Raw genomic sequence first — 19,429 nt, forward strand, 5'->3', positions numbered from 1 at the left:
GTACCAAGCGCCAAACATCCAGCAGTGCCGAAGGTGCGTCTGTTCCCGCAGTCCTCAGGGAAGAGCGTCGGCGAATCATGGAAGTCCTCAAGCCCGTGGTGCACATGATGGGTTCAATGCTGGGCCCAAACACAGAGCTGGTCCTCCACGACCTGACCAATCCCGGTGCTTCGGTCATCGCGATTGCGAATGGCCATGTTTCGGGTCGCGATGTTGGCAGCCCCATCCTGACCGGACCGAAGGACGACCGTGCGTTCTCTGCTGCATTGACGGCCGCCACTCACGCAGCGCATAGCGGTCATTCGGTCGTCGATGCTTATCCAACCCTCAGTCCACGGGGCACCCCCCTGCGATCTGCGACCGTCGTCTACAGGGACGCGGAAGGCATCCCCTTTGCTGCGCTGTGCATGAATGCCGACCTCACGGTGCTGAAGCTTGCCCACGCTTGGCTTGAGCAATCCATTCATGGCCGACCGCCCTCTGCCGCGTCGAACGAGGTGCAAAGCGATCCGCCCGAGATGGACGCATTGATGGACGAGATCATCCAGTCGGCCGTTCAGAACTTTGGCAAGCCCGTGCAGTTCATGTCAAAGGACGAGAAGGTCCACGCCGTCGAAGAGATGCTCAGACGGGGCCTATTCATCGTCAAGGGCGCAGTGGGCCGGGCGGCGGCGGCGTTGCATATGTCACGCTTTACGATTTACAACTACCTGGAAGAGATTCGAGCGCGAGAAGCGGGATAGGCCGCCCGACCCCTGAGAGCACTGCACCCGCATCTCGCTACTTCCACTTGTCTATGCATACCGACGAAGGGTTGTAGAACTGCCACGCCTGTGACATCGGATTTGTACGACCGCCGACCACAACGATTTCGATCGAATTCTTCGGATAGACCTGAATCTCCTGGTCGTCCGGCGCAGTCAGATGGGACTCTGGCCAACGCTTCGTCTGGTACGAAGCGCCCTGTCCCTTGATGCCTTGCTCCATGAACGCGGTGTAGAAGTAGTCGCTTCTGAAGTCTCGCGCTGTTCGGGTTGCGCGCGTCCATAAATACTCGGATACGTCATCTTTTGTATAACCGACGTTCGCAAGCTTGTCGGCCACGATGGGATCGAGCAATAGCAACGCTCCACGCGGCATCTCAAACTGGGCCAATCCCCGGGCCATCGAGTCGAGTCCCAGCTTCACATCCGACATGAAGCGAGCGAAGGGCGACAGGAAGTTCCAACCGCCGTACATGACGGTCACGACATCTTCATCGGCCGAATAGCCATGGGACTCGTGCCAGGACGGCCAAGGACTTTCCTTCACGTTTTCGCTGAAGGCCAAGCTGTACTTCGTGGGGTTTCCGATGCTGCTCAGATCGCTCACGCCCGTTTTGGAGCCCCCTAAACAGATCAAGGCCAGGCGCAAGAAGCGGCCCATGCATGCATTGGCGGCGTTGCCTGTTCCGGCACCCAAGGCATTGGCTCCGACGTTCATTCCAAGCTTTGCCGCAATCGGCCCGCCGACGAGGGTTGCCAACGAGAACGAGGTCGTCGATCGTACGCACGACGCAAATGCCGGTGCACTTACCGCTTCAACGATCGAAAGAAGAACCGGCATTTGCTGTGGGCTGCAGTTCGCCATCGCGCCCACAACGGCCACTTTCTCCACGGTGACCCGATAGCCCTCGGGATGGAACCGTTCGACCACAATCTCTCCCGGCGACTTCGACGTGCCCTCGAGCATGCGACTGACCGCGGCTTCGGTAGGCGGAATAATCGGCAGGCCGTCTGTCCAATCACGACGCGTGAAGAACCGGTTCACATCTTCCAAGGTGCCGCGAAACGCGATGCGTTCTGCCCGTTGCTCGGTCGGCGAGCCCGCTGCGATTTCCGAAGGCGAAAGCGGCCTGGTGAGGCCAGCCACCAATTCCGAAGCGATCTGCCTCATGGCAGGCTCAGCGATCATGTCGCAAGGATGCGGCACATGCACCCGCCTCAACGCCGGCATCCCCTCCTTCGCACACGTAAGTTCAACGTCCGACCGGAACGGCTCGTCAACTACATACACACAAGGGATGCCGCGTCTCTCCAGTTCCACGGACCAGTGTGTTCCCCACATCGAACAAGATCCGCAGGCGCCGCAACCATAGATCACCGCATCGGCTTCGGACTCAACACGCGCCCAAAGCTCGGGCTCGTCGGACATGTAGGTACTTTGGCGGCGGATGAACACGGCGGTCACACCAGGAGCCACCGCAGGGAGGTACTCTGTCATCCATGTCATGAATGAATCGGCTCCTCCGATCACCTGACTGATGCAGAAGACGACTTTGCCGTTCAGATCGCTCAACCTTGCTTGCGGCACAACGACGGTTCGGTGATTGGGCTCTCCTGCAGGACTGAGAACTTCGTAGTTCATTGAACGATCGACAACGACTTGCTCCATACGAATCCTTTGATGATGCTGGGTCTCATTCGATGCGGATTCCCGCATCCTTGATGACCTTGCCCCAGACGGCGTAGTCCTGTTGAATGATTGCCTCGAATTCCTGGGGACTGGTGCCCGTGATTTCGACCCCGAGGGGCACGAACTGCCTTTGAACTTCCGGCGACCTGACAGCCGCCACCAGCGCCTTATTGAGCGCAACGACAGTCGACCGGTCCATGCCGGCAGGCCCAAAGACGCCGAACCAACCTGAGATGTTGAGCGCGCCGAGGCCGAGTTCGACACAATGAGGAACGTCCGGCAGCGCTTCAATTCGCGTCGATCCCGTAATCGCCAGGGCCTTCACGCGCCCTGACTTGACGTGTGGAATCGCCGAAGACACCGAATCGAAATAGACCTGAACGATGCCGCCTTGAAGATCGCGCTGACCTTCTGAGGCGCCTTTGTATGGAATGTGATTCAGCCGAGCGCCGTACAGCCGGTTCAGCATCTCGATGTAGAGATGGCCGCTCGTTCCGATGCCAGCGGATGCCGCGGAAATCGGCCCTCCAGACTTGGACAGTTCAACAAGCTCCCTCAGATCCTTCGCCTTGAGCGGCGGCTGAGCGCATACGACTACGCCACTACGAAAGAGCTGCGTGATCGGAGTGAAGTCCTTGAGCGGGTCGTAGGGCAACTTGGCCAGTAGGTGCGGAACCTGAGTGAGCGTGCTGCTGATCGTCAAGAGCAGCGTGTGGCCGTCTGGTGGGGCTTTGGCCACTATGCCGGCTCCAAGGACGGTCGCCCCCCCGGGCTTGCTTTCGACCACGACGGGCGCCCCGCCTAAATATGAGGTCAGTGTTGGACTTAGGGCCCGCGCCATAAGGTCCGCCGGCCCACCAGCGGCCGCAGGCACGATAATTCGAAGCGGACGGCCGGGAATGGGGAAATCAGAAGCCCAACCACGCGTAGCGACAAGCGCTGCACTGGCACCCAGCAGTGTTCGACGGGTAAGTTTCAAGCTTGTCTCCTAAGGCGTTATCGATGTTCTCGGCTCTTGAGCAATCTATGCATCGGTCAAATGCGACGCTCGAATAGATTTGGCGACTGTTCCCGCATCGGCAACCGCGTTCGATACCGTGAATCGGGCACAGCATCGCGCGTCGCCTATCGCGAACACATTCGGCACATTTGTCTGCATGCGTTCGTCCACCTCGATGTACCCGCGCGCGTCCAAGCCAACCGTATGCATCAGGAAATCCGTCGCCGGAGTGCGGCCGATCTGAACCACCAGTCCCTGAGCTGCCAACGACGTCACCGAGCCCGATGAATCGCGCAGCTGTATGAGTTCGAGCCCGCTCGACCCCGATGCGCCGGTGAGCAGGGTGTCGCTGAGCACGCGAACGTTGGTCGAGGACGCCAATCGCGCTTCCAGATCCGCTCCGCAGTTCAACTGCGCTCCCTGCTCGACCAAAGTGACGTCGGCGGCGAAACGCGCCAGATGCAATGCGTCCAGAACGGCACCTTGCCCTCCGCCACATACGACCACGGCCTTACCTTGGTAAAACACCGCCTCGCACGCTGCGCAGTCGATCAGGCCTCTTCCCTTGAACTGATCCAGAGACATGGCTTCGATGTGTCGCCTCTTCCGCCCCGGTGCGAGCACCATGAAGGTGGCTGTGAGCGCACGACCGTCGGTGAGAACCGCAGCATGGGAACTCGAATAGCTTTCGAGTTTCTGAACCCTTCCCTCGATGAATCGAACCCCTGCCGCCTGGGCATCATCGATCAAGCGCGCAGCGAACTCAGAACCCTGCATGCTCTGTCCAGCGCTTGGGAAGTCCTTCAGCCATTCCAAGTGCGGGAGATCGCCGGCAAGCGCCCCCTCGGACACCAAGGCTACGCCCAAGCTCTCGGCCGCCAGCATCCGGGCTGCTGTCAGCCCTGCGGCACCGCCTCCGATGATCACCACGTCGTGTTCCAAAGACCGTCTCCTTATTTGCACTTTATCTGCACTTTGCAGTTATTTTCCGGACAAGTCAAGCTGCCGCGACCTACAATGACGGGCATGGCGACAACCCCTCTTGACAGGCGTATCAACTACAGGCTGAACCGGATCTCTGATCGTTGGAGCGCGCTGGTCATTTCCATGGCGCGCGCGAAATATCGGCTCAATCCCGCGGCGATGAAGGTGCTATCCGTCATCGCTTGTTACCAGCCTCTTTCTCCGGGGGAATTGATCGAACGCACGTCCTCGGACTCGCCGAAGGTTGCACGCAACATCGGCTATCTCACGGAGCAAGGACTGATCGAGCGCATCCCCGATCAGATGGACGGACGCCGCGCTATGGTGCGTGTCACCGCGAAAGGTGCGAAAGTCAATGCTGACATCGAGAAGCTGTCCAACCTTGTTGAGAAGAGAATCACCTCGGCTCTGACCGAATCAGAGCTGAAGACCTTCTACCGAATCTTGGACACCATCGAAGTCGCCGTCCATCAGCAGCTTGGGAATTCAAGTTGGATGTCCCTTGTGAACGGCGTCGACACGGACGACGAGTAGCTTCCAGACGATGGGACACCTCGGTCTGGCGACAGGTCGTAGGTCCCCAGCCGGGGTGACCCTTTCCCAAGGTCCTTACGGCGTTGGCACTGCGCCGATCATTCCGCCGTCCATTGGCTTTGTGATCTTCGGCGTTGCGGCCAATGTATCGATCTCCAAACTGCTTCTGGCCGGTATCGTGCCGGGCTGGTGATGGGACTGGGCATCGCCGTCACGTGGTATCTGGTGGCCAACAAGGAGGACATTGTTCCGCCGCCCAAGGCAACCTGGCCAGAGCGCATCCAAGCGCTGAAGGAGTCCACTTGGGCGCTTGTCCTGCCGGTCGCCCATCACGTGCCAAGCCGATGCATGCGCCCGGCATCGGCGTCGCAATAAGCATCCGTACCGCGCCGCAAGCCAAGCAATTCGACGCTGCGTTCCCGCAGCAACTCGGAGTCGCTTCTCAGAGCGCGCTGCAGGCACTCATCCATATAACCCCTATCGCTCTGCAGGCGCGAGAGATCGACCCGCCAGCCCAAGCCAGCCATGAGCCATTTGAAGTCGACCAGATTGAGGAACGCGTCGTTTTCTTCCGAGCGTTTGGTATGCGTCGCATTCATGTATTCCGCCGCGTAAATCCCTACCTTGCTGAATCAGGTATCCCCAAGCATTGCACCGCCTCAAATGCAGGTGCACTGCCTCGAGAAAGATAAGTACAACAACTTCGACTGCCACCACCAGCCGCTCACCATGTATTGCGCAGTTCGCGCAGCTTGGTGAACACCGTCTTCGGGTCCGGCTGCTCGGGTAGATCGGGGAAGGCCTCGCGCAGTGCCGCGATGACGCTGGGGCTGCTCAGGCGCAGGAAGGTGTTGATCTGCTTTTCTTCCTGCAAGGTCGTGACCCGGGCCGTCGCCGGGTCCTGCCCGGACACCTGCAGCAGCAGCGCCTGGGCGGCCGCGTTGTCGGGCTCGCGCGCGAGCGTGAAGCGCAGGTTGTTCTCGATGTAGTCGTGGCCGGGGTAGACGCGCGTGTCGGCGGGCAGCTTGGCGAGCTGGTCGACGAAGCTGGCGTACAGGTCCTCGACATTGCCGCCGTTGTGGCAGTTGCCCGCACCGGCGTTGAACAGCGTGTCGCCCGAGAACAGGGCCGGGCTGTCGGTGTGGGAGCGCAGGCAGATGTGGCACATGGTGTGACCGGGGGTGTCGAGGCATTCGAGCTCGACGGTCCGGCCCACCTTGATCACGTCGCCGGCCTTGACGCCGCGGTCCACGCCAGCGATGCGCGAGCCCGACTGGTGGTGCGCGATCACCTTGGCCCCGGTCGTCGCCACCACGGCCGCATTGCCGTCAGTGTGGTCGTGGTGCTCGTGGGTGTTGAGGATCTGCGTGATCTGCCAGCCCTTGTCCTTGGCGGCGGCCAGGCATTTCTGGTGGTCCAGCGGATCGATGGCCAGGGCCTCGCCGCTCTCCGGGCAGACGATGAGGTAGTTGTAGTTGCGGTAGGCGTTGCCCGTCCAGATGCGCTCGACGATCATGCGTTGCTCCAGGTGTCAGATGCGAATGGCACTAAATCAGGACCCATTGCGTTGAAGTCAAGGCGAAAGTCTCTGAATGTGAAGAGAAAGGGAGGTGGCTGGCCGAGGGATCGGTAGGGCGGGCGCAGCACTTCTTGCTAGGGGTGTTCAGTTCGAGACACGTGCTTCGATGGGCGGCTCGGCAGGGCCTCGAGCACACATCGAGCGGCTGCATCCAAGCGGCTTCTTCATTACACCCGAGCGAACGACCAACTGGTGAATGAACGATCCAGCCCGGTGCAGAAATCGACACAGCCAATTCTTCATGCCACCTCCCGCCAGGTCGCTCTGCGCTCACCGTTGGTTGTCAGGCAGCTGAGCCACGGCGCCTTGCGCTTCCGCCTTGTGTCTCACGCGTCAGCCCCGTGAACGCGAAATCGACCTCCGGCTTCAGCCCGCTCACGATCCGCGCGATCGACTTGCCCGAGCCGCAAGCATGGGTCCAGCCCAGCGTGCCGTGGCCGGTGTTCAGGAACAGGTTCGGCAGCCGGGTGGCGCCGATCAGCGGCACGTTGCTCGGCGTCGCCGGGCGCAGCCCGGTCCAGAACTGGGCCGCGGACGCGTCGCCGGCGCCTGGAAAGAGTTCCTCCACGCGCCGCACGATCGCCTCGCAGCGCACCCAGTTCAGGTCGCGGTCGTAGCCGTTGAGCTCGGCGGTGCCGGCGATCCGCAGCCGGTCGCCGCTGGCCGAGGTGTAGCGCGAGAACACCAGCTTGAACTCGTCATCGGTCAGCGAGACCTGGTGCGCCCTGGACGCGTCCTTGACCGGCATCGTGACCGAATAGCCCTTGGCCGGATAGATCGGCAGCCGGATGCCCAGCGGCGCCGCGTAGAGCGGGCTCAGCGAGCCCATCGCCAGCACGAAGGCATCGCCGCGGATGCGCTGGAAGCGGCCTTCGCTGTCGGTCGCCTCGACATGGTCAATGCTGCCGTCGGCCTCGCGCAGCGCGGTCACCGTGTGGCTCATGAGGAAGCGCACGCCGGCCGTCTCGGCCAGCTTGACCAGCTCGCGCGCGAAGCGGTTGGCGTCGCCCGATTCGTCTTCCGCCGTGTAGGTCGCACCGGCGAGCTTCGGGCGGATATTGGCGAGCGCGGGCTCGAGCTTCACCGCTTCGTCGGCCGAGATGACCTGCCGGTCGCAGCCGAGCGCGCGCATCTGCTGCGCCGGCTCGAGTGCGGCATCGAATTCCTTTTGCGTCGTGTAGAAGTGCAGGATGCCCTGCGTGCGCTGGTCGTAGGCCAGGCCGGTGTCGCGGCGCAGCTGCTGCAGCGTGTCGCGGCTGTAGGTGCCCAGGCGCACGATCTGCTCGATGTTGTGGCGGGTGCGTGCCGGCGTGCATTCGCGCAAGAACTGCAGGCCCCACAGCCACTGGCGCATGTCGGCGCGGATGCGGAACAGCAGGGGGGCGTCTTCCTTGCCGAGCCATTGCAGCACCTTGAGGGGTGCCCCCGGATTGGCCCAGGGCTCGGCATGGCTGACCGAGATCTGGCCGCCGTTGGCGAAGCTGGTTTCCGCCGCCGGCGTGGCTTGGCGGTCGATCACGGTCACTTCGTGGCCGAGTTGCTGGAGGTAGTAGGCCGAGGTCACGCCGAGCAGGCCGGCGCCAAGAACGATCACGCGCATATCGAGAATCCTTGAAGGTTGCAGCGCCCGGACGCGACGGAACGGATTGCCGACGGAAACGAAGGCAATCAGTGACCCGCAGCGCTCAAGCAGCGGACTCCGGTACGCTTTTCAACGCAGCGGCGGTGTTCGCTTCGGGGTGAGCCGTCCCCGCGCGGTGCAGCGATAGCTTCGATGTTTCCGACAACATCAATCCGCCTATCGATCCCATCACGGCAATCACGACCAAATACCACGCAGGCGACATGGCGTTGCCCGTCGTCTTGATCAGCCACGTGGCGACGAGCGGCGCCGTGCCGCCAAACAGCGTAAAGGCCAGGTTGAAGGTAATCGCTGAAGCGGTATAGCGGGTGCGCGTTGGAAACACCTCGGATAGCAACGGCGGCGTCACCACGTTCGCCAACACCGCGCCCATCGCCAGCATGCACACGCCAATGACCGACGGCAAAAAATGCCCCGAACCCACCAGCGAGAAGGATGGATAGACCGTGGCGATCAGGATGACGCACGCCGTCAACATGGTCTTCCGGCGGCCTGCCCAGTCCGAGTACAGACCGGCCAGTGGACACAGCGCCGCAGCGAAAACCAACGCGATCACCGTGATGAGCAGCGAAGTCGCGCGGTTCATCCCGCCCGCCACTTGCAGGTAAGTCGCATAGTAGGTGGTGAACATGTAGAACGACAATGCCGTCACCGAGATGAACGCCCCCAGTTTCAGAATGCCCGCTGCCTGCGTGCGCAGCGTGTCGCGCAGCGGCGAATGCGCGACTTTGTGCTCGCCTTCAAGCGCGCGAAACGCCGGGGTTTCGCTGAGATTCATCCGTAGGTAAAGACCGATCAGGCCGGTGGGCGCGGCGGCCAGAAACGGCACACGCCAGCCCCAGCTGCTCATGGCATCGGCGGAAAGCGAAGCGTCGAGCGCGTAGGCCACGATCGCAGCCAACGCGAACGACGAGAACGTCGATACCGGTAGAAAGCTACCGTAGCGCGCTCGCTTGTGCTGCGGCGCATGCTCCATCACGTAGGCGCACGCGCCGGCATATTCACCGCCGGCGGAGAAACCCTGCACGCAGCGCAGGACCGTGAGCAGGAAGGGCGCGAACGCGCCGATCGCGGCATACGTCGGCAACAAACCGATCAGCGTGGTCGCCCCGGCCATCATCAGGATGGTCAACGCGAGAGTGCGCTTGCGGCCAATGCGATCGCCCACCACGCCAAACACAATGCCGCCCAGCGGCCGGAAGGCAAATGCGACGGCGAAAACGGCGAAGGTATTGAGCAGCCCGACTGCCGGATCGTCACTCGGGAAGAACTCACGCGTGAGGATGGTCGCGAGAAAACCATACGCGGCAAAGTCGAACCACTCGACGAAATTGCCGACCGATGCCGCGAAGATCACTTTGCGCAGCGTTTTCAGATCGACTTCAGGGGGTGACGCTTCCGACATGATCGACATTCGATGTCTCCAGGGAAAAAGAACGGTGAAGCGGGATGTTTTTCTGGCGAGCGCCGACCCGGCCGGCGAGATAGGCGGGGTTACCGTGGACGCCGGCGTTGCTCATGCGGGCGCCTGGTTCGATGCGCTGAAAGCTGGCGAAATCTACGTAGATTCAGGCCCGTCGCCCTTCGCCGCGCATGATCGACTGCGCGAACGAGACAAGCACAGCCGCAGCCTCGGAGACCTTCTCCGGAAGAAGCGCGTGGCCGGAGCCATGAATGATCTCCATCGTCGTCAGGTGGCCAACACGATCTCGCAGGAAGTCTTCTTCGGGTACCGGTGCGATCTTGTCGAATTCAGGCGCCACATAGAGCACCGGAAGATTCTTGCCTACTTCGGTCCAACTGCTGTCGGCCGTTGCGTTCGTCGCTGCCAGTTGGAATTTGGAGACCTCCGTATGCCACCCGCTCAACCATACGGAAGCATCATGCCCTGGGGCGAAGAAGTCGCGCTCCAAATAAAATAGGCGATCTTCATCCGGCTTGGCGTTGTCGGATACGACATTGACGGAAATCAGGAGCTCGGGCGAGATCGTGCTGCCAATAATGGCTGCGAGAAGCGCGACGGACTTGGTCATCGAAGGCCAATGATGGGCGAGAACCCGCGCGACCCAGTTGCCGAATGCGTGGCCCACCACACACAATGCTTCAGGCTTCCCCGGCGCACAATCAGCTTCGATCGCAGCGACAACGTCGGCGGCAAGATCGATCAAGGTGATGCCATCGGTCGGCCCCCGGCTCGCGCCTATGCCGCGTGGCTGAGGTCGCAAGACTCGGAAGCCAGCCGCAGCAATTAACGGAGCAATTTCATCGAAATCAGTAGCTCCTCTCGCTAGCGAGGGGAGCAAGACGATGCGGGGGCCCTCACCTTCGACCAGAAGTTCAACCTGGCCTTCATGCGTTGGGATCAGTTTGCGCTCGAGTTTTGACATTTTGTCTCCTAATTTGCTGGTTACTGAGGATTCGAGCTATCGAAAAATCTGGAAGAGGCCAAAGAGGGCCGTGACTGCATGGATCGGTGCCAGCTAGAGAGCGCCGGGCATTTTTCCCGCCAGCCGAGCCGCGGAAACCGGAAGTCGGCGTATTCAGCAATGATGGCCAGGGTAATTGACGACAACCCGAAAGGCCGTTGCGCGACGCGCTCGGCTGCCGCCTCCAGCCTTGCCCATATCATGCTCGACTTCAAGTTGAACGCATTGATAAGCGCAATCTGCTTGGTGTCCTTCATCGATTCGATGCGCCATTGCACAAGCAGGTCGAGAAAGCCATTGCACAACGCGTGCAGTCGAAGCTCCTCAATTCGCTCTTCCGGCGACAACGGAATGAGCTTGGCACCACCTGCCATGTGTTCGAGGTACTCGATGATGACGAGACTGTCGTAGAGAGCGGCCCCGTCATCCAGGACGAGCGTCGGGAGTTGCCCAAGGGGGTTATATGGCAACAGAGCCAAGTCGGGCTTGTTCGGTGCGACGCGAGTCGGGATCGTCTCCAACCTGTCGCGCAGCCCCAGCTCGTGGGCGCTTACGATGACTTTCCTGACGAATGGAGATGTCGATGACCAATATAGTTTCATTGAGAATAATCCTTGGCTATTAATCAGGAACATCGACCCAGCTCGCCTGCGGGGCAACATGGCCCGCAGCTATCACTCCAAACCGCTGGTTGCCGGGACGACCAATAATCGATAGTTTCGCCCGAGTGCCAAGGGATCGATAGGATTGCCAAGCCGCGGAAACATGAAAGCTTCGACGCCGCATCCGACGATGTCGCAATCATCCAAATTCAGGCGCGCATTTGTCCTATCGCGCGGGGTTGGGAGCGCGATATCGTTCCGAGCAGTCAGTTCACATCGGAGTGTCTTCATGCGTTTCCTGCCAAAGTGCACCTTCTCCAGGATCGGGGGTGTCCCCCCCAACAAGGCCGGACTCCCTCGGGAAGGCCTGCGGGAGACTGCATGACACGCGAAGCCGCACTGGCCCAGGCTGCCGGCCATTTCGATAGGGGCGACTTCGTGCGCGACCTGTCGCGCCGTGTCGCCTTCCGCACCGCCAGCCAAGAGCCAGATTCCGGGCCGGCCCTGGCCTCCTACCTGCACGACGAGATCGGCCCTTCATTGGCCAGACTGGGCTTCAGCTTCGGCATCCACCCCAATCCCGAGCCCGCCTACGGGCCGCTCCTGGTGGCCAGCCGCCATGAAGGTGATGCTTTGCCCACGGTGCTGATGTACGGCCACGGCGACGTCATCCGTGGCCAGGAAAAGAGTTGGACTTGCGGCCAGGGACCATGGACGCTGGCGGTAGACGGTGAGCGCCTTTATGGCCGGGGCACGGCCGACAACAAGGGCCAGCACAGCATCAACATCGCCGCGCTGGCCATCGTGCTGGCGCTGCGCGGCCAGTTGGGCTTCAACGTCAAGTGGCTGCTGGAAACCGGCGAAGAGACCGGCTCGCCAGGCTTGGCCGCGTTCTGCGCTGCGCACCGGGAACTGCTGGCCGCTGATGTGCTCATCGCAAGCGACGGCCCGCGCGTGGGCCGCGACCAGCCCACCGTCTTCCTGGGCTCGCGCGGTGTGGCGAACTTCAGCCTGACGCTGAACCTGCGCGGCGGCGGTGGGCACCACAGCGGCAATTGGGGCGGCCTGCTGCGCAACCCCGGCACGGTGCTGGCCAACGCCATTGCGAGCATGGTGGACGCCCACGGCGTGATCCGTGTCCAGGGCCTGCGCCCGCCGCCCATTCCGAACAATGTGCGCACCGCGCTGCAGGGCCTGAAGTTTGGTGGTGACGCCGGCGACCCCGAAGTCGACCCCGGCTGGGGCGAGCCCGGACTGACTCCGGCCGAACGGGTGATCGCTTGGAACACACTGGAAGTGCTGGCCTACAAGACCGGCAACCCGGACTTCCCGGTCAACGCCATCCCGCCGGCAGCACACGCCTTCATGCACATGCGCTTTGTAGTCGGCACCGACGTGAGCCGCCTGCGTGACGTCGTGCAGCAGCACCTGTCGACGCACGGCTTCGAAGGCATCGAAGTCGGCGAACCCGAGGTCATGCACGCCACCCGGCTGGACCCGGATAACGCATGGGTGCGCTTCACGCTGGCCAGCATCGAGCAGAGCACCGGCAAGAAGCCCGTGCTGCTGCCCAATCTGGGCGGCAGCCTGCCCAATGATGTGTTCGCCGACATCCTGGGCTTGCCCACCGTGTGGGTGCCGCACAGCTACGCCGCCTGCCAGCAGCACGCACCCGACGAGCACCTGCTGGCACCGGTGGCGCGCGAGGCGCTGCAACTGATGACGGGCCTGTTCTGGGACCTGGCGGCGGCCGCGCCGGCGCTCCCGCGACGCTGAGTGCGCCGTTTCCGCGACTCACCAGCCTGCGGCGAACTCCCGCCGGATAAAGGGCGCACTCTGTACCTCGAGGACGTCCTGCAGCATCTGCCCGTGCACACGATCAGCCGCAACGACGATCTCCTGCTGCACTACCGGCAACCGATGGAGATGCCCCCCGGCAAGACCGCCGCCGCTTACCTTCTATGCAACAAGTGGCATGAGCATCCAATTTGTGCGTGGACATATTGCAACTGTTAGGATGAGCAACCCTGTGGCAGGAGATTCCATGATGATGCCGGTTTTTGGTGCGAAGGCCGAAACCGCCAAGCTGGCGCGGCGGCGAGTGAAGGTCGGCTTCATCCTCCTTCCGGGCTTCACGATGTTTTCGTACTCTGCCCTCGTCTATATCTTGAAGCATTGCACCGACCCGGCAGCCGCAGTCGGAGTCGATTTTGAATATGTAGTCCTGGGACAAAAGCCAGCTCAAACGACCTGCGGCATCCAAATACCCCCGACCGCGCCCCTCCAAGCTGCTCGCGATTGCAACTACGTTTTCGTGATAGGTGGGAAGATAGCGGCTCCCATTGAAGACCGCCGATCGATTCTGGAAGCCCTAACGGAAGCCGATTTGAATAGCGCGACTCTGATCGGAGCAGGTTCGGGGCTGTTCGTGTTAATCGAAGCCGGCTTTTTCGATAGATTGCCCTGCGCGACAGATTGGTATCACGGCGCTGATCGAGATACCCGCTTTGCGGAGGTGCAGCAAGTCTCAGGCGTCAACTTAATGGTGAGTGGCAGGCGAGTCAGCTGCGCGGGAGGCCTGGCGGCGCTGGAACTCGGATCATGGTTATTGGAACGTCATTATTCCGCAATCGGTGCCGAGATTCCCGCACCGCAAGAGCTTTCGGTCTCCTCCACTGAAACTGAGCAGAACTCCGAACCAAGAGAAAATCCACTCGATGCGAGAGTACTTCGGGCGCTCAAGATTATCGAAAGAAATCTTGGACAAGAGCCAATGAAGGTTGAATCTCTTGCGTCTTCTTTAGGGATTTCCAAGCGGCAGATAGAACGGCTTTTTCAGCAGGAAATGAAGCAGCCGGTCCAGCAATATTGCCGCCAACTTCGACTCGCCTATGGACATTGGCTGCTTTTGAACAGCTCCAAGTCGATAACTGAAATCGCGACAATCACCGGATTCTCCGATAGCTCTCACTTCAATCGAAGTTTCCGAAGTCAGTTTGCGACGACCCCATCACAAGCACGACAATCAAGAGTCAGTGTGGATGACGTGATGCCGCCGCAATGGGTTTCTCTCTGCGAAAGAATCGCAAAAAGCGATCAGGATTTGGACTTATTGCGATCGAAAATGTCAGTTTACACAAACTTGGCTCACTCGGTAGTTGCTTCTTCGAGCAAGATAAACCCGATGGCGGCTCAACCTGGTCAATAATCCACTAACGATCACCTCGAGCGACTGCTCGCAAGCAGCTTCATGAATTTGACGCTCTCGTCCTTGAGCCGCCTCAGGCTAACCAGCCCGGTTCCAGAATCCGGTATCTCCAAGTCGACGGACTCCGCTGCCGGATCAGGCTGATACGGGGCTGAAGGGGAGAAGATCATCGATCTCTCCCGATTGAACGATACTCCGTCGTCTCGATCGCCGGCCTATCGGAGGGCCGGCTTTCTAATATCGGAGCGATCAGATCGCAGCCGTGACGATGAACTCGACCTTGTATTTCGGGGTTGTGAGCTTAGCTTCGCTGGTGGCGCGGGCCGGCGGGTTGGCCGGATCGATCCAAGCTTCCCAGACGGCGTTCATTTCGCCGAAATTGGCGATATCCGAGAGGTAGATGATGGTCTGCAGAATCTTCGACTTGTGACTGCCGACGGCAGCGAGCAGGTTGTCGACCTGGGCAAGCGCGCTCTTGCACTGGTCAGTGACGCTCTCGCCTTCGCCGACTCGGCCGGCGAGATAGACGGTGCTACCGTGGACGACGGCGTTGCTCATGCGGGCGCCCGGTTCGATGCGTTGAATGCTCATGGAATTCTCCTGAAAAGATTGAGCTTTGGGAAAAACGCTCCGCATGAAAAACGGAGCTGGGAAGATCTTTAGCCACGAAGAAGCTGGCTCTTTGAAATACGCGTTCTAGGTAGATTCAGGCCCGTCGCCCTTCGCCGCGTCGATCGACTGCGCGAATGAGACAAGCACAGCTGCAGCCTCGGAGACCTTCTCCGGAAGAAGCGCGTAGCCGGAGCCATGAATGATCTCCATCGTCGTCAGGTGGCCAACACGATCTCGCAGGAAGTCTTCTTCGGGTAATCCTTGGCTATTAATCAGGAACATCGACCCAGCTCGCCTGCGGGGCAACATGGCCCGCAGCCATCACTCCAAACCGCTGGTTGCCGGGACGACCAATAATCGATAGTTTCGCCCGAGCGCCAAGGGATCGATAGGATTGCCAAGCCGCGGAATCATGAAAGCTTCGACGCCGCATCCGACGATGTCGCAATCATCCAAATTCAGGCGCGCATTTGTCCTATCGCGTGGGGTTGGGAGCGCGATATCGTTGCGAGCAGTCAGTTCACATGGGGGTATCTTCATGCGCTTCCAAGCAAGATGCATCATCTCTAGTGCCATATTCGAGAACAAAAAGTCAACCCATCTTCTTGCTTCTGTCATCCCAATTCACACAATTTGTATGAAAAATCTTTTTGGTATTGCACTGACCCTTGTCGTTGCTGCTGCTTCGCACGGAGTTGTCGCCCAAACTTTCCCTACCAAGCCCGTGACTATCGTGGTGCCTTACGCCCCGGGCGGCCCTGTGGACAATCTGTCTCGGGCCTTGGGCAATCAACTGACTAAGGATTGGGGACAGCCAGTGCTGATTCTCAACAAAACGGGGGCCAATGAGATTATTGGTGCCGATTTCGTCGCCAAGAGCCCGCCCGACGGCTACACCTTGTTTGCGGCAACGGAGGCGGCCCTGACCATGAACCCGCACCTGTACAAGAAATTGCCATATAACGCTGAAAAGGACTTTGCACCCATCTCTCGGTTGATCACCGTGCCTATGGTATTTTTGGTACCTCAAAACTCGAAGGCCAATACCCTGAAAGAGTTTGTGCAACTGGCGCATAACGCAAAAACACCGATGAGCTACGGTTCTTCCGGCGCTGGCGGGATTGTCCATCTCCCCCTGGCAATGTTTGCGAAACAAGAGAATCTGGAAATGGTCCACATCCCCTACAAAGGCGCAGCACCACTGATCCCCGATATCATTTCGGGTCAGGTGGATTCGGCGATCCTCGGTGTCTCGGTCGTCGAGCAACATGTCAAATCGGGCAAGCTGAAGGCGCTGGCAATTTCCGGCGACAACCGCAGTGTTGCCTTGCCGGAAGTGCCAACGTTCAAGGAAGCGGGCGTGAAAGACATCAATGGTGCTTTCAACATCGGGTTCGTGGCACCCGCGGGAACGCCCTCGGCCGTGATTGAAAAAATCGCCAACGACGTTCGCAAGGTTCTGATGGACCCCGAATTCCGCAGGACTCAGATCGACGCCTATTCTTATGTGGCTATCGGCTCTACGCCCGTGGAGTACAAGAACTTTCTGGCACAAGACTTCAAAGTGGAGGCTGAACGGGTGAAAGTATCTGGCGCCACGCTCGACTGATCGCCCTTTGCTCGAACGCGTTATGCCCCGGCTGAATTTTGTGCAACAAGGGCAAGGCCGTAGTCCTGAGCCATGCCCTGGGTTGTGATCTGGCCATGTGGAACGACATCGCCATCGCGCTGGAAGACCGCTACACCGTGCTGCGATACGACCACCGGGGCCATGGTCGCAGTCCGGCCAGCGCCGGTACATACACCATCGAGGACCTGGCCGATGACGCGGCCGAGTTGATCCGCAGCCAAGCGGTGGGGCCAGTGCATTTCGATCTTCATGAGCTGCCTCCGTCATGCAAGCGGGCAACATCGCCCGCTGACAACTCTGGCAGCCGGCGGACGCCGAAGAAAGGGGGCGTCCATTCCAGTAAGACTGCAGCCCTGCCTCCTGCTTCTTCACACACGAGTTACTTGCGATCCGGGAGCCGCCCATATAAGACCGTCCCTAGAGACAGTGGTGACAGAGGCATTCCGGGACACGCTGGCAGGATTTCAGCGAACGCTGTCCTTCCTGGGACTGCCGGGCGACAAGTTTCACGAGGATGACTACAACGGCATCCTCACCACGATCGTCGAATCCCGGCTCGAAGGCATTTTTGGCTGGCAGGCCCACGAGCAGTTGCCGGGCGGCTTCACCAGCGCGGGCTATGCAGGCCGGCGCGATTTCGTGTTGCGGAGGCGCGGTGTGGACATCGCAGTGTTCGAAGCATTGAAGTCAGGGCAGCCCAACGATCTTCGCCTTGAAGAGCATCTTCACAAACTGTTCGCGTACTCGGCGACGAATCTCTTTTTCCACATCACATACAGTGTCCGCAAGAGACATTCGGAGATGATCGACGCGGTCAAGTCGATGGCGATGCGTCCGCCGACCGGAACCGACTACCTGGGCCAGACGCCGATACCTGACGACGGGGCGCGTCCGGCCGCGCTTCGGGGGGCCTATCGAAGAGCCGGGTCAGATGTCACCGTGATCTTCCTTCTTGTGGACATGCTTCAGGTCGATCAGCGCCCAGCGGTGGGCGCGCCTGAATTGTCGTGGCGATCCGAGGGATGCGCAACGCGCTCATCCCGAAGCGCAGACCGGCAGTTCATCGGCGCTTCCCCGCTCAGCCTGTCTTCAGCTTCAGGAGCATTGTCATCACGCCGGCCATGGCGAATTCAAGTTCCAGGTAGCCTTGGAAGTCCTTTCCGTCCATCCAGGATGCGTCCCAGTTCTGGCGCTTGAGCGTCTTCTGCCAGGCCTCGGTCTGAACGGCGCGGTGTGCCGCAGCGACCAGTTCCTGCTGGCGTTTGGGTGGCACCGCCTTCCCGGTGAAGATGCCGCGCCAGTTGGCGAGGTCGGCGTCGACGCCCTGCTCGCGCGCGGACGGAATCCCGAGGAAAGGACGTTTCGCGGACACGCCGATGGCACGCAGCTTGCCGCTGGCGATGCTTTCGCTGAATTCGCTGTAGCCCGAGATGCCGGCCACGGCCTTGCCGGACTCGAGCGCCTCCACGACTTGCGCGCCGCCCGCGTTGGGAAGATAGACGAGATTGGCCGTGCTGCCGGCCAGTCGCGCGAGCATGCCAGCAAACATGTGGTCGACTCCGCCCGAGGATCCGCCCGCGATTGCAGTCGTGTCCGGGTAGGCGCGAAGCCTGCCGATCAAGTCCTTGACGGTGGCGATGGGCGAGTCGGCCTTCACCGCCACCACCTCGTAGTCACTCGTCAGCCGCGCAATCGGCTGAATGCGGCTCATGTCGATGGCGGGCTTCTGCAGCGCGACAGCGCCCACCATGACCATGCCGCCCATCAGCAGCGCGTTCGGGTCCGCATCGTACTTCTCCACGTACTTCGCCAAACCGATCGTGCCGCCCTTGCCACCGATGTTCTCGTAATCGATGACGCTCACCACGCCCGCCGCCTGCATTGCTGCACCCAACGCCCGGCCGGTTTGGTCCCAGCCGCCACCTTCGTTCGCTGGAATAACGATGCGCAATCGTGCAAAGGGGGCATTACCCGCCGGATTGAGCGGTCCCGCCTGGGACCACGCCGGGCCGGCCACGGCAACACTTGCCGTCGCGACAGCCAGCCAAGCGGCGAAGTCGCGACGCCGCAGGACTTGTCCGTTCGCGCTGGGCACGAGTTGGTTCGAAAAAGGCGAGATTCGGCGATCGATCTTTGGCATTTGTATCTAAACGTATTGGGCGTTGCCCATCCTATTCAGTGCGAAAGCCGTACCGACGCGGGTAATCCCTGAGCGGCGATGCGCCGCGAGTATTTGGTCACAAAGCCTGAAACGAAGTAACGCCTCCGGACCGACGCCCCGCTCGGTTCCTGCGCGACTTGCCCAGGGTTCCAGATCAGCGTTGACCATCGCGCACGAAGCCGGGATGCGCGTGTGCTTCACGCGGCACCCGTCCTTGCCGCGCAAGTCCTTGCGGGCAGGTTCGCTGCCATCGTCGCGATATGTCATGCACGCACGCAGTGAGGGCGGCGCAATCCGACACCTGGCTGACGATGCCGACTTGCATGTCCCCGGGATTGCAGACATCGCCGAAGCGCCCGCGGGATGGTGAGACCCTGCGTTTCGATTCCATCTGTCAAGCAGTTGAAGCGTGCAAGACCGATGCCTGTGCACAGGCGCGCTGCGCTGGTTCAATCTGCCACACCTGCTCCACTTCCGCACATGAACCGGCGCATCGGGTGACGCCCCCATGGAGCACTCCCCTTGCAAAACCATTGCGCCGCAAGGACTTGCATCTGCTGGCACGCATTGGCCCGCCGATTGCGAAGCAGTCAATGC

Annotated in this window: 20 protein-coding genes and 1 pseudogene; 8 read left to right on the plus strand and 13 right to left on the minus strand. The window is 60.7% G+C overall.

The features are described 5' to 3' along the window. Positions 1-77: 77 nt before the first annotated feature. Entirely contained in the window at positions 78-743 is a 666-nt protein-coding gene (locus AC1D3B_RS28645) for a helix-turn-helix transcriptional regulator (RefSeq protein ID WP_478194059.1), read from the plus strand. A 37-nt stretch (positions 744-780) separates the two neighbouring features. Here the strand turns inward: AC1D3B_RS28645 and AC1D3B_RS28650 are convergent, their stop codons facing one another. From AC1D3B_RS28650 to AC1D3B_RS28660, 3 genes are all read right to left on the minus strand, one after another. After that, positions 781-2,406 carry a UGSC family (seleno)protein gene (locus tag AC1D3B_RS28650; RefSeq protein ID WP_478194060.1) on the minus strand — a complete coding sequence of 542 codons (1,626 nt, stop codon included), beginning with the start codon at positions 2,404-2,406 and terminating at the stop codon, positions 781-783. A gap of 52 nt (positions 2,407-2,458) precedes the next feature. After that, complete coding sequence (locus tag AC1D3B_RS28655) at positions 2,459-3,295, minus strand: Bug family tripartite tricarboxylate transporter substrate binding protein (protein WP_478194155.1); 837 nt, start codon at positions 3,293-3,295, stop codon at positions 2,459-2,461. A gap of 183 nt (positions 3,296-3,478) precedes the next feature. Next, positions 3,479-4,396, minus strand: coding sequence for an NAD(P)/FAD-dependent oxidoreductase (locus tag AC1D3B_RS28660; RefSeq protein ID WP_478194061.1), 918 nt, complete (start codon positions 4,394-4,396; stop codon positions 3,479-3,481). An 84-nt stretch (positions 4,397-4,480) separates the two neighbouring features. Between AC1D3B_RS28660 and AC1D3B_RS28665 the strand changes: the two genes are divergently transcribed. After that, positions 4,481-4,972 (plus strand): MarR family winged helix-turn-helix transcriptional regulator, encoded by a 492-nt coding sequence (locus AC1D3B_RS28665; protein WP_478194062.1) that lies wholly within the window; start codon positions 4,481-4,483, stop codon positions 4,970-4,972. Between the two features lie 91 nt (positions 4,973-5,063). After that, positions 5,064-5,296 (plus strand): annotated as a pseudogene (locus tag AC1D3B_RS28670) (TRAP transporter large permease subunit); the annotation flags it as partial. A 5-nt stretch (positions 5,297-5,301) separates the two neighbouring features. On the opposite strand, the gene AC1D3B_RS28675 reads toward AC1D3B_RS28670, so the two are convergent. The 7 genes from AC1D3B_RS28675 to AC1D3B_RS28705 all read right to left on the minus strand — a co-directional run bounded on the left by AC1D3B_RS28675 (position 5,302) and on the right by AC1D3B_RS28705 (position 11,221). Then, the gene (locus tag AC1D3B_RS28675) at positions 5,302-5,571 is read right to left on the minus strand and encodes a hypothetical protein (RefSeq protein WP_478194063.1); all 270 of its coding nucleotides are present in this window, start codon (positions 5,569-5,571) and stop codon (positions 5,302-5,304) included. Positions 5,572-5,696: 125 nt separating this feature from the next. Continuing rightward, on the minus strand, positions 5,697-6,488 hold the full coding sequence (locus AC1D3B_RS28680; RefSeq protein WP_478194064.1) for a hydroxyacylglutathione hydrolase: 792 nt from the start codon (positions 6,486-6,488) through the stop codon (positions 5,697-5,699). Between the two features lie 346 nt (positions 6,489-6,834). Next, the gene (locus tag AC1D3B_RS28685; protein WP_478194065.1) at positions 6,835-8,151 is read right to left on the minus strand and encodes a D-amino acid dehydrogenase; all 1,317 of its coding nucleotides are present in this window, start codon (positions 8,149-8,151) and stop codon (positions 6,835-6,837) included. A gap of 85 nt (positions 8,152-8,236) precedes the next feature. After that, entirely contained in the window at positions 8,237-9,607 is a 1,371-nt protein-coding gene (locus tag AC1D3B_RS28690) for an MFS transporter (RefSeq protein ID WP_478194066.1), read from the minus strand. Next, complete coding sequence (locus AC1D3B_RS28695; protein WP_478194067.1) at positions 9,576-9,713, minus strand: hypothetical protein; 138 nt, start codon at positions 9,711-9,713, stop codon at positions 9,576-9,578. The genes AC1D3B_RS28690 and AC1D3B_RS28695 overlap by 32 nt, the downstream gene beginning before the upstream one ends. Before the next feature lie 48 nt (positions 9,714-9,761). Further along, a complete protein-coding gene (locus AC1D3B_RS28700) occupies positions 9,762-10,580 on the minus strand; it encodes an alpha/beta fold hydrolase (protein ID WP_478194068.1) in 819 nt (272 codons plus the stop codon). Positions 10,581-10,600: 20 nt separating this feature from the next. After that, positions 10,601-11,221 (minus strand): glutathione S-transferase, encoded by a 621-nt coding sequence (locus AC1D3B_RS28705; RefSeq protein ID WP_478194069.1) that lies wholly within the window; start codon positions 11,219-11,221, stop codon positions 10,601-10,603. A gap of 381 nt (positions 11,222-11,602) precedes the next feature. Here AC1D3B_RS28705 and AC1D3B_RS28710 point away from each other — a divergent pair, with 381 nt between their 5' ends. Together AC1D3B_RS28710 and AC1D3B_RS28715 are read left to right on the plus strand one after the other, a co-directional pair. Beyond that, entirely contained in the window at positions 11,603-12,997 is a 1,395-nt protein-coding gene (locus AC1D3B_RS28710; protein ID WP_478194070.1) for a M20 family metallopeptidase, read from the plus strand. A 199-nt stretch (positions 12,998-13,196) separates the two neighbouring features. After that, on the plus strand, positions 13,197-14,429 hold the full coding sequence (locus AC1D3B_RS28715) for a GlxA family transcriptional regulator (protein ID WP_478194071.1): 1,233 nt from the start codon (positions 13,197-13,199) through the stop codon (positions 14,427-14,429). Positions 14,430-14,678: 249 nt separating this feature from the next. On the opposite strand, the gene AC1D3B_RS28720 is transcribed toward AC1D3B_RS28715, so the two are convergent. Both AC1D3B_RS28720 and AC1D3B_RS28725 read right to left on the minus strand, forming a co-directional pair. Beyond that, a complete protein-coding gene (locus AC1D3B_RS28720; RefSeq protein WP_478194072.1) occupies positions 14,679-15,020 on the minus strand; it encodes a RidA family protein in 342 nt (113 codons plus the stop codon). Between the two features lie 105 nt (positions 15,021-15,125). Further along, a complete protein-coding gene (locus AC1D3B_RS28725) occupies positions 15,126-15,323 on the minus strand; it encodes a hypothetical protein (protein WP_478194073.1) in 198 nt (65 codons plus the stop codon). A gap of 355 nt (positions 15,324-15,678) precedes the next feature. Between AC1D3B_RS28725 and AC1D3B_RS28730 the strand changes: the two genes are divergently transcribed. The 3 genes from AC1D3B_RS28730 (at position 15,679) to AC1D3B_RS28740 (ending at position 17,868) form a co-directional block, all read left to right on the plus strand. Further along, positions 15,679-16,650: a Bug family tripartite tricarboxylate transporter substrate binding protein gene (locus AC1D3B_RS28730; protein ID WP_478194074.1), complete on the plus strand. Its 972-nt coding sequence runs from the start codon at positions 15,679-15,681 to the stop codon at positions 16,648-16,650. A 95-nt stretch (positions 16,651-16,745) separates the two neighbouring features. Beyond that, positions 16,746-17,189, plus strand: coding sequence for an alpha/beta fold hydrolase (locus AC1D3B_RS28735; protein ID WP_478194075.1), 444 nt, complete (start codon positions 16,746-16,748; stop codon positions 17,187-17,189). After that, positions 17,101-17,868 (plus strand): hypothetical protein, encoded by a 768-nt coding sequence (locus AC1D3B_RS28740; RefSeq protein ID WP_478194076.1) that lies wholly within the window; start codon positions 17,101-17,103, stop codon positions 17,866-17,868. The genes AC1D3B_RS28735 and AC1D3B_RS28740 overlap by 89 nt, the downstream gene beginning before the upstream one ends. Here the strand turns inward: AC1D3B_RS28740 and AC1D3B_RS28745 are convergent. Continuing rightward, the gene (locus tag AC1D3B_RS28745; protein ID WP_478194077.1) at positions 17,750-18,766 is read right to left on the minus strand and encodes a Bug family tripartite tricarboxylate transporter substrate binding protein; all 1,017 of its coding nucleotides are present in this window, start codon (positions 18,764-18,766) and stop codon (positions 17,750-17,752) included. The genes AC1D3B_RS28740 and AC1D3B_RS28745 overlap by 119 nt on opposite strands. Positions 18,767-19,429: the final 663 nt, after the last annotated feature.

The sequence above is a fragment of the Variovorax sp. P5_A3 genome (assembly GCF_056400665.1).

Coding starts and splice junctions, on each gene's coding strand:
- AC1D3B_RS28665 (WP_478194062.1), top strand. CDS start 4,481: ATGGCGACAACCCCTCTTGACAGGCGTATCAACTACAGGCTGAACCGG.
- AC1D3B_RS28715 (WP_478194071.1), top strand. CDS start 13,197: ATGAGCATCCAATTTGTGCGTGGACATATTGCAACTGTTAGGATGAGC.
- AC1D3B_RS28675 (WP_478194063.1), bottom strand. CDS start 5,571: ATGAATGCGACGCATACCAAACGCTCGGAAGAAAACGACGCGTTCCTC.
- AC1D3B_RS28700 (WP_478194068.1), bottom strand. CDS start 10,580: ATGTCAAAACTCGAGCGCAAACTGATCCCAACGCATGAAGGCCAGGTT.
- AC1D3B_RS28705 (WP_478194069.1), bottom strand. CDS start 11,221: ATGAAACTATATTGGTCATCGACATCTCCATTCGTCAGGAAAGTCATC.
- AC1D3B_RS28695 (WP_478194067.1), bottom strand. CDS start 9,713: ATGAGCAACGCCGGCGTCCACGGTAACCCCGCCTATCTCGCCGGCCGG.
- AC1D3B_RS28645 (WP_478194059.1), top strand. CDS start 78: ATGGAAGTCCTCAAGCCCGTGGTGCACATGATGGGTTCAATGCTGGGC.
- AC1D3B_RS28690 (WP_478194066.1), bottom strand. CDS start 9,607: ATGTCGATCATGTCGGAAGCGTCACCCCCTGAAGTCGATCTGAAAACG.
- AC1D3B_RS28720 (WP_478194072.1), bottom strand. CDS start 15,020: ATGAGCATTCAACGCATCGAACCGGGCGCCCGCATGAGCAACGCCGTC.
- AC1D3B_RS28725 (WP_478194073.1), bottom strand. CDS start 15,323: ATGTTCCTGATTAATAGCCAAGGATTACCCGAAGAAGACTTCCTGCGA.
- AC1D3B_RS28685 (WP_478194065.1), bottom strand. CDS start 8,151: ATGCGCGTGATCGTTCTTGGCGCCGGCCTGCTCGGCGTGACCTCGGCC.
- AC1D3B_RS28730 (WP_478194074.1), top strand. CDS start 15,679: ATGAAAAATCTTTTTGGTATTGCACTGACCCTTGTCGTTGCTGCTGCT.
- AC1D3B_RS28650 (WP_478194060.1), bottom strand. CDS start 2,406: ATGAACTACGAAGTTCTCAGTCCTGCAGGAGAGCCCAATCACCGAACC.
- AC1D3B_RS28735 (WP_478194075.1), top strand. CDS start 16,746: ATGTGGAACGACATCGCCATCGCGCTGGAAGACCGCTACACCGTGCTG.
- AC1D3B_RS28710 (WP_478194070.1), top strand. CDS start 11,603: ATGACACGCGAAGCCGCACTGGCCCAGGCTGCCGGCCATTTCGATAGG.
- AC1D3B_RS28680 (WP_478194064.1), bottom strand. CDS start 6,488: ATGATCGTCGAGCGCATCTGGACGGGCAACGCCTACCGCAACTACAAC.
- AC1D3B_RS28655 (WP_478194155.1), bottom strand. CDS start 3,295: ATGGCGCGGGCCCTAAGTCCAACACTGACCTCATATTTAGGCGGGGCG.